The organism is Nocardia sp. NPDC051833 (genome assembly GCF_040681225.1).
GTDB lineage: Bacteria > Actinomycetota > Actinomycetes > Mycobacteriales > Mycobacteriaceae > Nocardia.
The window spans coordinates 444,553-453,758 of sequence record NZ_JBFAYK010000001.1 but is presented as its reverse complement, the minus strand read 5'-3'; the positions used below and the strand labels follow the sequence as shown (position 1 = coordinate 453,758).

Sequence of the window (9,206 nt, the reverse complement as noted above, 5' to 3'; positions counted from 1 at the left end):
TCGAGAAGCCATGTCAGTACAGCCGTCCGGTGGGATCGGGTGACGAAGCCACAGTTGACCGAGTCGAGTACCGAAACCGCTGACGACGTCTCCACCGCCGGTGGTGTGCGCCGCACCGTGCTCCCCGGCGGGCTTCGTGTGGTGACCGAGCACGTGCCCGGCGTGCGCTCGGCCTCCATCGGGGTGTGGGTCGGCGTCGGCTCGCGCGACGAGGGGCCCACCGTGGCCGGCGCGGCGCACTTCCTCGAACACCTGCTGTTCAAGGCGACGCCCACCCGCTCGGCGCTCGATATCGCCCAGACGATGGACGCCGTCGGCGGCGAGCTCAACGCGTTCACCGCCAAGGAACAGACCTGCTACTACGCCCACGTCATCGACGAGGACCTGCCGCTGGCCGTGGAACTGGTCTCCGACGTGGTGCTCAACGGGCTGTGCCGGTCCGTCGACGTCGACGTGGAACGGCAGGTGGTGCTCGAGGAGATCGCCATGCGCGACGACGACCCCGAGGACCTGGTCGCCGACTCCTTCCTCACCGCGCTGTTCGGCGACCACCCGATCGGTCGTCCGGTGATCGGCACCGTCGAGTCCATCGAGGGCATGCGGGCCGCCCAGCTGCGCGGGTTCCACCAGCGCCGGTACCGGCCGGACCGGATGGTCGTCGCGGTGGCGGGCAATGTCGACCACGACCGCACCGTCGAACTGGTGCACCGCGCGTTCGGGCCGCGCCTGGACGCCGCCGCCGACCCGGCCCCGCGCCGCGAGGGCAGGTTCCGCGCGCAGACCGCGCCCAGCCTGGTCCGGATCAACCGCGACAGCGAACAGACCCACCTGGTCTTCGGCGTGCGCGCCTTCGGCAGGCACGAAGGCCAGCAGCGCTGGCCGCTGTCGGTGCTCAACACCATCGTCGGCGGTGGCCTGAGTTCCCGCCTGTTCCAGCGCATCCGGGAGGAACGCGGCCTGGCGTACTCGGTGTACTCGAGCGTCGACACCTTCGCCGACACCGGCGCGTTCTCGGTCTACCTCGGCTGCCAGCCCGAAAACCTCGCCCAGGTCACGACATTGGCGCGCGACGTGCTCGTCGACGTGGCCACCAACGGCGTCACCGACGCCGAATGCGCCCGTGCCAAGGGCTCGTTGCGCGGCGGCCTGGTCCTCGGGCTCGAGGACTCCGCCTCCCGGATGAACCGGATCGGCCGCAGCGAACTCAGCTACGGCAACCACCGCAGCGTCTCCGCCACCCTCGCCCGCATCGATGCCGTCACCACCGACGAGGTCAGCGCCATCGCCCGGAGCCTGCTGGCCCGCCCCTACGGCGCGGCGATCGCGGGCCCCTACCAGCGCACCCGCGACCTGCCCGCGGCGGTCCGCAAACTCGTCGATCACTGAGCCCGCGCCCCGGCGGTAGTCTGCACCCGGAAGACCGCACAGGGGAGGGGAGAGGCCGTGCCGGTACAGGCGGCGATCGAACGCGCACGGGTGGCCAGGGAACTCGGCCGGATCGAGGAAGCGCGGCGGATCCTCGGCACGGCGCTGGCGACCGCGCCCGACGATCCGGAAGTGCTGGTGGCACTGGGGAATATCGCGCTCGACCTGGGCGATCCCGCCGAGGCGTCGCGGTGGGCGGGGCAGGCGATCGTCGCCGATCCCGACCTTCCCGACGCCCACCTGGTGGTCGGGATGGCCGCGGTACACCTCGACGATCCGCACCGCGCCCTGCGCCATCTCGAGACCGCGGTGCGGCTGAGTCCGCACAGCGCGCCGACGCTGCTGATGCTGGCCTGGCTGCTCGCCTACGGCCCCGAACCCGACCCGGCGCGGGCACGGGCCGTGCTGGCCGAAGCGGTCGAGCTCGCACCCGACGACGCCGATGTGCACTGCGCGGCGGCCGAGATCTACCAGCGGCTCACCGACCAGGACGCGGTCCGCAGACACGTGGCGGCCGGGCTCGCCGTCGACCCGACGCATACCGACCTGCTGAACCTGCAGGCCAGGCTGGAGTTCGAAGGCGTCGAGGGCCGGGCCGGGGCGGTGGCCATTCTGCGCGGGCTCCTCGCGCGCACGCCCACCGATCCCACGGCCCGCAGGCTGCTCGCCGAAGTGCACTGGCGGGCGCTGATGCGGTTGGCCACCTGGGTCTGGGTGTTCGCGGCGGGCCTCGCCTTCGCCACGATGTGGATCCCCGCGAGCGGGCTGCGCGTGCTGTCGCCGGTGCTGTTCGCCGCGTTGCCGCTGGCCTGGTTCGGGGTGTTCCGCAAGCTTCGCAGGCAGCTGCCCGCCGGGTATCTGCGGGCCAGGGTGCTGCGGCCCCGGCCGCTGTTCGCCCTGGTCTCGGTCGGCGGTGCCGGCGTGGTCGCCGATATCGGCGCGGTCGCCCTGCGATCGCAGTACGTCGAGCTCGTCCGGCTGGGCGGGTGGTGCGTGGTGCTCGGCGCGCTCGGGGCGGCGGTCGGTCACCTGCTGCTGTTCACCGCCTGGCAGCGGCCGGGACGCGACGATCCCGAGGCCGAGGACGGCTTCGATTTCGCGCTGGGAATGCTGGTCGGCTCGGCGCTGCTCGGCGTGCCGCTGCTCGTCATCGCCGGGCTGGGACGCGGATGGGCGCGGCAGCCGGTGACATTCGGCGTGCTGCTCGCGGTACTCGGCATCGTGCTGGGCACCATCGTGCTAGAGGGCGTCCTCGCGATGGCGCGGGACCGGACGGGCTATCGCCGCGTCCCCCTGATCGTGGCGACGGTCCTGGCCCTGCTGGTCGCGGCCGGTGCCGCCGTGTGGTGGGGTGGCGGCGAGATCGCCGGCGGCGAGGTGCGCGGGCACGAACTGGTGATGATGCCCGCCGGTCCCCCGCCGAGCGGGGCGCTCGAGTCCCGGGCGGACCAGCCGTAGGACCTCAGTCCAGCGCCGCCTGATTGGCGGCGGCCACGACGGCGGGCAGCAGGCCGGGGACGGCGTCCTCCACGGCCTCGGCGCGCAGGCGCTGATAGGTCTGGCCGTCGATGGTCAGGCGCTCGATCAGGCCCGCCTCGCGCAGGATCTTGAAGTGGTGGGTCGCGGTGGATTTGTTGATCGCGTCGTAGAGCGCCGAGCAGCGCACCGGGGCGCCCGCGTTGGCCATGCGGCGAACCATCTCGAGGCGGACCGGATCGTGCAAGGCGCTCAGGACAGTGGGGAGCCCGGCGACCGGCAGGGTCGGCGCCGGGGGAAGGCCGTTAGCCTGTGTCATGATCTACCTCACTCGGGGGTTTGATACTCATCATACTAGGCGTAGGGTCGACGTCGTTCGATGGTGATCAAACTCTGCTGATAGGGGCTGCCATGGTGGCGACGACGATCGCTCCGGTCGAGTCGGGGAAGCGGTGGGCGTACGGACTCGTCCTCGCCGCCAGCGCGGTCGCGCTCGGTGTCTCCGGCGCGCCCGCGCCGCTCTACGGCATCTATCAGACCGAGTGGCACTTCTCGCCGCTCACCACGACCATGGTGTTCGCCGTGTACGCGGTGGCCGCGCTCGGCGCGGTGCTGGTCTCGGGCCGGATCTCCGATGTGGTCGGCCGCAAGCCGGTCATGGTGGCCGCCTTCGCGACGATGATCCTCGGCCTGGTGGTGTTCCTGCTGGCCGATTCCGTGCCGATGCTGTTGCTGGCCAGGGCCTTGCACGGCGCCGCGGTCGGTGCGACCGTCGTGGCGGGCGCCGCGGCCCTGCTCGATCTGCGGCCGACGCACGGTGCCCGGTCGGGCCAGCTCAGCGGGGTGGCGTTCAATGTCGGGATCGCGGTCGCGGTGCTGGGCACCGCGGTGCTCGCGCAGTACGCGCCGTCGCCGCTGCGCACGCCCTACGTCGTGATCGCGGCGGTCTGCCTGGTCGCGGGCGCGGGCATCCTGGCCGTGCGCGAGCCACACACCGCGCGGGTGAAATCGCGCATCACGATCGCGAAACCGGCGGTGCCGCACGAGATCAGGGCCGATTTCTGGTTCTCCGCGATCGGCGTGATGGCGGCCTGGTCGGTGCTGGGCGTCCTGCTGTCGCTGTACCCCTCGCTGGCCGCGGCGGAGACCGGCGTGCACAACCTGGTCTTCGGTGGCGTCGTCGTGGCGAGCACCGCGCTCGCCGCCGCGCTGGCGCAGCTGTTCGCGTCGCGGATTCCGGCGCGTCGCGCCGCCGTCATCGGTGATCTCGGCATGGCCGCCGCGCTGCTGGCCACCATCCCGGCGCTGGCCACCAAGCAGCCCGCCGTCGTCATCGTGGCCGGGCTGGTGCTCGGCGCGACCTTCGGCCTCGGCTTCGGTGGTTCGCTGCGGCATCTGTCGGAAGTCGTTCCGCCGCACCGCCGAGGCGAGACCATGTCGGCCTACTACCTGCTGGCCTACTCCGCGATGGCGCTGCCGACCCTGGCCGCGGGCTGGGCGGCCACCACCTGGGGCCTGTCGACGGTCTTCCCGTGGTTCATCGTGCTGGTCTCGGTGGCCTGCGTGCTGGCCGCGCTGCTCGGGCTCCGGGGAACCCGAGCAGCGCGTGCGCACTAGGCGGGCCAGCCGCCGTACGGCACGGTGATCAACTCCATGAAGTGGCCGTTGGGGTCGAGGAAATAGACCCCGCGGCCACCGTCGTTGTGATTGATCTCGTTGACCCCGTGTTGCATCGGGTCGGCCCAATGATCCATCCGGTAGCGCTGGATCTTGGCGTAGGCAGCATCGAATTCGGATTCCGAGACGAGGAATGCGTAATGCTGCGGCTGGATTTCGGAAACATGCGGAGGCACCTTCGCGAAATCGAAGGTGACGCCATTGGCGACGGGGACCGGAATGAACGGCCCCCACTCTTTCCCTACGTCCAACCCGAGGAGATCCGCCCAGAATTCGGCGGTTTCCCGATTATCGTGACATCCGACAATGGTGTGATTGAACTGCACTGACAGTGGATTTCTCCTTGTTCGTGATGGCGCCGACCCTGGGCACGGTACGAGGCGGCCGACAGGAGCACCATCACCGCGAACGAGATTAGCCACCGATCCCGGATCGTGCAATGGTCGCGCGGGGTAGCGTCGCGCACATGAGGATTCGTGGAGCCGTCCTGGAACGCATCGCCGCGCCCGCGCCGTTCGCCGAGTCGCGGCCGATCACCGTGTGCGAGCTCGAGCTGGCCGCGCCGGGCCCCGGGGAGCTGCTGGTGCGGATCGAGGCGGCGGGGCTGTGCCACTCCGATCTGTCGGTCGTCGACGGCAACCGGGTGCGGCCGGTGCCGATGCTGCTCGGGCACGAGGCGGCGGGCCTGATCGAGGCGGTCGGCGACGGTGTCACCGATGTGGCGGTGGGGCAGCGGGTCGTGATGACGTTCCTGCCGCGCTGCGGTGAGTGCGCCGGCTGCGCGAGCAACGGCCGCACCCCGTGCGCGCCGGGCAGCGTCGCCAACAACGCCGGTGAACTGCTCGGCGGTGGCCGCAGGCTGCGGCGCGACGGCGCCGAGGTGCACCACCACCTGGGCGTGTCCGGTTTCGCCACGCACGCCGTCGTCGACCGGCGGTCGGTGGTCCCGGTCGACGCCGACGTGCCGCCGGAGGTCGCCGCGGTGCTCGGCTGCGCGGTGCTCACCGGCGGCGGCGCGCTGCTCAATGCCGCGAAGCCGGGCAAGGACGATCGGATCATGGTCGTCGGGCTCGGCGGCGTCGGCATGGCCGCGGTGCTCGTCGCCGTCTCGCTCGGCCTCGGTGAGGTGATCGCCGTCGACACCGTCCCCGAAAAGCTGTCGCTGGCAAAGGAATTCGGAGCGACCGCGGCATTCACGCCGGGGGAGATCGCCGAGCGGGGGGTCCAGGCGGAGGTGGTCGTCGAGGCCGCGGGCAATGTGCGCGCGTTCGAGACCGCCGTCGCCGCCACGGCGGCCGGTGGCGTCACGGTGACGGTCGGCCTGCCCGCCCCCGACGCCACCGCGACCATCTCGCCGCTGGCGCTCGTCGCGCAGGGCCGCACCATCGTCGGCAGCTACCTCGGCTCGGCCGTGCCCGAGCGGGACATCCCCGAATACGTCCGCCGGTGGCGCGCGGGCACGCTCCCGCTGGAACGGCTGGTGTCGGCCCGGATCGGGCTCGACCAGGTCAACGCGGCGATGGACGAGCTCGCGGCGGGCGCGGCGCTGCGCCAGGTGATCGTGTTCGACTGACCTCGGCGCCGGGTCACCCGTCGCTGCTCGATAGGCTGGCCGGTAAGGGCGAAGCGAGACACGAGGAGATACGGGTGACCATTCGGGTCGGAGTGCTCGGAGCACGTGGCAAGGTCGGACAGGCCATCTGCGCGGCCGTGGAGGCGGCGGCCGATCTGGAGCTGGTCGCCCAGGTCGACAAGGGTGACGCGCTGGAGACGTTCACCGAGACCGGCACCCAGGTGGTCGTCGATTTCACCCATCCCGATGTGGTGATGGGCAACCTGAAGTTCCTGATCGAGAACGGGATCCACGCGGTCGTCGGCACCACCGGCTTCGACGAGGTCCGCCTGGCCGAGGTGCGGGGCCAGCTGGCCCAGCGGCCCGAGGTCGGCGTGCTGATCGCGCCGAACTTCGCGATCGGCGCGGTGCTGTCGATGCGGTTCGCCGAGCAGGCGGCGCGGTTCTTCGAGTCGGTCGAGGTCATCGAGCTGCACCATCCGAACAAGGCCGACGCGCCCTCGGGCACCGCCTACCGCACCGCCGGGCTGATCGCCGCGGCCCGCGCCGAGGCGGGCGTCGGCCTGAGCCCCGATGCCACCACCACCGAGCTCGAGGGTGCCCGCGGCGCCGACGTCGACGGGGTGCGGGTGCATTCGGTACGGCTGGCCGGCCTGGTCGCGCACCAGGAGGTGCTGTTCGGCACCCAGGGCGAGACGCTGACCATCCGCCACGATTCCATCGACCGCAACTCCTTCGCACCGGGCGTGCTGCTGGGAGTGCGCGAGATCGCCGGACGTCCGGGTCTGACGGTCGGACTCGACCCGTTCCTGGATCTGTGAACGCGTCCGAACCCGCCGCGTGGCGACCCGACCGTCAGGTCGTGAAGATCGTCGCGCTGGTGGCGTTCCTGGTGCTGGCGCTGGGCTACTACTTCCTCCGCCTCGGCGGACTCGCCATCGCCTACATCGCCGACGGCGGGTTCGCGGGGATCGCGATCGGCATCGGCATGCTGCTGCTGCCGATCGTCGGCGTGTGGATCGTGGGGGCGACGCTGCAGGCGGCGTTCGCGCACCAGCGCCTGGCCCGCCGGATCGACGAGGAGGGCCTCGAGGTCGACACCTCGGAGCTGCCGCGACGGCCGTCGGGCCGTATCGAGCGGGCCGCCGCCGACGCGCTGTTCGAGCGGATCAAGGCCGAATGGGAAGCCGATCCGGACAATTGGCGCTCCTCCTACCGGCTGGCCCGCGCCTACGACTACGCGGGCGACCGCACCAGGGCCCGCGAGACCATGCGCCGCGCGGTGGCCCTGGAAAAACTGGAACGCGAGGACTAGACCGTGGCCAGGTTGCTGCTCGTGCACCACACCCCGTCGCCGCACACGCAGGCGATGTTCGAAGCGGTCGTGTCCGGCGCCACCGATCCCGAGATCGAGGGCGTGGAGGTGGTGCGCCGGGCCGCGCTGGCCGTCACCGCGGTCGACGTGCTCGAGGCCGACGGCTACCTGCTCGGCACCCCGGCCAACCTCGGCTACATGAGCGGCGCGCTCAAGCACGCCTTCGACACCGTCTACTACCCCTGCCTCGATTCGACGCGGGGCAGGCCGTTCGGGCTCTACGTCCACGGCAACGAGGGCACCGAAGGCGCGGAGAAGGGCGTCACCGCCATCACCACCGGACTCGGCTGGGTGAAGGCCGCCGACTACGTGGTGGTCTCGGGCGCGCCGGCCAAGTCCGACCTCGAAGCCTGCTGGAATCTCGGCGCCACGGTCGCCGCGCAGCTGATGGAGTGAGCCACCGCGCGCAGCACGGTCGCGAACAGTAGACTCCGCCTCGAAACAACGGGGTGGGGGTCGAATCCCTCTGAGCTACAAGGGAATCGGCCATGGCGATCGTCTTGGTGACCGGTGCGACGGGATTCGTCGCCGGGCACTGTGTCCGGGAGTTGCTCGAACACGGCTATCGGGTCAGGGCGACCGTGCGGGATCTCGACGCGGTCGGCCGGCGCACGCATCTGGTGAAGCTCGCCGACCGGCTCGGCGGCACGGTGGAGTTCGTGCAGGCGGACCTGACCGCCGACGACGGCTGGGACGTCGCGGTGAAGGACTGCGACTACGTGCTGCACGTGGCCTCGCCGATCCCCGGCGGCGGCGAGGAATCCGAGCAGGCCATGGTCGAGGCCGCCGTCGAGGGCACCCTGCGGGTGCTGCGGGCCGCCGCCGCGAACCCGACCGTGCGCCGCGTCGTGCTCACCTCGTCGATCGTGACCGTCAACCTGGGCCACGACGTGGACAAGGTGTTCACCGAACAGGACTTCTCGAACCCCGACCGGCTCACCGGATACGACAGGAGCAAGGCGCTCGCCGAGCGTGCCGCGCGCGAGTTCGTCGACGGGGCGCCGTCGCTCGGGTTCGACCTGGTCACCCTGCACCCGCCGATGATCCTGGGGCCGCTGCTGCACCCGCAGACCAACATCTCCCACGAGCCGGTGATCCGGCTGCTCGGCCGCACGGTGCCGGGGTCGCTCGATGTGGGATGGTCCACCGTCGACGTCCGCGATCTCGCGCGTGCCCATCGCCTCGCCCTGGAGACCCCCGAGGCGGGCGGGCAGCGCTATATCTGTGGGGGAGAGCACGTCTGGATGCGGGAGATGGCGGGCATCCTCGCCGCGGAATTCGGCCCGCGCGGTTTCACCGTGCCGTCGCGCACGCTGCCCCACTGGCTGGTGAAGCTCGCCGCGCTGACCGACGACACCGTCAAGCGTGTGGTCCCCGCGCTCGGCACGCGGGAGCGGGTCAGCGCGCAGAAGGCGAGAGCCGAGCTCGGACTCACCTTCCTGCCCGTCCGGCAATCGGTGCTCGACACCGCGGAAAGCCTGCTCACCCACGGCATCGTCACGGCGCCGGCGCCGCGCCGGTGGACGCGGCGTCGCCGGACCGCCTGAGCGGGCCGACCGGGGCGAATCGCCACGGCCCCGAATTCTGGTGGGCTGACACGCGGGCGCCGGATGCGGTAGAACTCGACACCGACGGGTCGCGGGCTGGCCGCGAAGGGTGTTCGAGGATGGGGAGTGGTCG

At 71.4% G+C, this 9,206-nt stretch carries 10 protein-coding genes; 8 read left to right on the top strand and 2 right to left on the bottom strand.

All coding sequences use genetic code 11. The annotated features are described in order from the left end of the window. Nucleotides 1–54 precede the first annotated feature (54 nt). Nucleotides 55–1,386, top strand: coding sequence for a pitrilysin family protein (locus tag AB0L91_RS02190; protein ID WP_365011145.1), 1,332 nt, complete (start codon nucleotides 55–57; stop codon nucleotides 1,384–1,386). Nucleotides 1,387–1,443: 57 nt separating this feature from the next. Continuing rightward, the gene (locus AB0L91_RS02185) at nucleotides 1,444–2,883 is read left to right on the top strand and encodes a tetratricopeptide repeat protein (protein ID WP_365006927.1); all 1,440 of its coding nucleotides are present in this window, start codon (nucleotides 1,444–1,446) and stop codon (nucleotides 2,881–2,883) included. Between the two features lie 4 nt (nucleotides 2,884–2,887). On the opposite strand, the gene AB0L91_RS02180 is transcribed toward AB0L91_RS02185, so the two are convergent. After that, a complete protein-coding gene (locus AB0L91_RS02180; protein ID WP_365006926.1) occupies nucleotides 2,888–3,220 on the bottom strand; it encodes a helix-turn-helix domain-containing protein in 333 nt (110 codons plus the stop codon). A gap of 92 nt (nucleotides 3,221–3,312) precedes the next feature. On the opposite strand from AB0L91_RS02180, the gene AB0L91_RS02175 reads away from it, so the two are divergent. Next, a complete protein-coding gene (locus tag AB0L91_RS02175) occupies nucleotides 3,313–4,518 on the top strand; it encodes an MFS transporter (RefSeq protein WP_355277775.1) in 1,206 nt (401 codons plus the stop codon). On the opposite strand, the gene AB0L91_RS02170 is transcribed toward AB0L91_RS02175, so the two are convergent. Next, a complete protein-coding gene (locus tag AB0L91_RS02170) occupies nucleotides 4,515–4,910 on the bottom strand; it encodes a VOC family protein (protein WP_365011144.1) in 396 nt (131 codons plus the stop codon). The two genes, AB0L91_RS02175 and AB0L91_RS02170, sit on opposite strands and share 4 nt — an antisense overlap. A gap of 134 nt (nucleotides 4,911–5,044) precedes the next feature. On the opposite strand from AB0L91_RS02170, the gene AB0L91_RS02165 reads away from it, so the two are divergent. The 5 genes from AB0L91_RS02165 to AB0L91_RS02145 all read left to right on the top strand — a co-directional run bounded on the left by AB0L91_RS02165 (nucleotide 5,045) and on the right by AB0L91_RS02145 (nucleotide 9,073). Continuing rightward, nucleotides 5,045–6,151 carry an alcohol dehydrogenase catalytic domain-containing protein gene (locus AB0L91_RS02165; protein ID WP_365006925.1) on the top strand — a complete coding sequence of 369 codons (1,107 nt, stop codon included), beginning with the start codon at nucleotides 5,045–5,047 and terminating at the stop codon, nucleotides 6,149–6,151. Between the two features lie 74 nt (nucleotides 6,152–6,225). Next, nucleotides 6,226–6,972 (top strand): 4-hydroxy-tetrahydrodipicolinate reductase, encoded by a 747-nt coding sequence (gene dapB, locus AB0L91_RS02160; RefSeq protein WP_218717779.1) that lies wholly within the window; start codon nucleotides 6,226–6,228, stop codon nucleotides 6,970–6,972. Then, entirely contained in the window at nucleotides 6,969–7,466 is a 498-nt protein-coding gene (locus AB0L91_RS02155) for a hypothetical protein (RefSeq protein WP_357344588.1), read from the top strand. Before dapB ends, AB0L91_RS02155 begins: the two co-directional genes overlap by 4 nt. Before the next feature lie 3 nt (nucleotides 7,467–7,469). Then, nucleotides 7,470–7,922 carry a flavodoxin family protein gene (locus tag AB0L91_RS02150; protein WP_365006924.1) on the top strand — a complete coding sequence of 151 codons (453 nt, stop codon included), beginning with the start codon at nucleotides 7,470–7,472 and terminating at the stop codon, nucleotides 7,920–7,922. Nucleotides 7,923–8,014: 92 nt separating this feature from the next. Next, nucleotides 8,015–9,073, top strand: coding sequence for an aldehyde reductase (locus tag AB0L91_RS02145; protein ID WP_365006923.1), 1,059 nt, complete (start codon nucleotides 8,015–8,017; stop codon nucleotides 9,071–9,073). Nucleotides 9,074–9,206 lie beyond the last annotated feature (133 nt).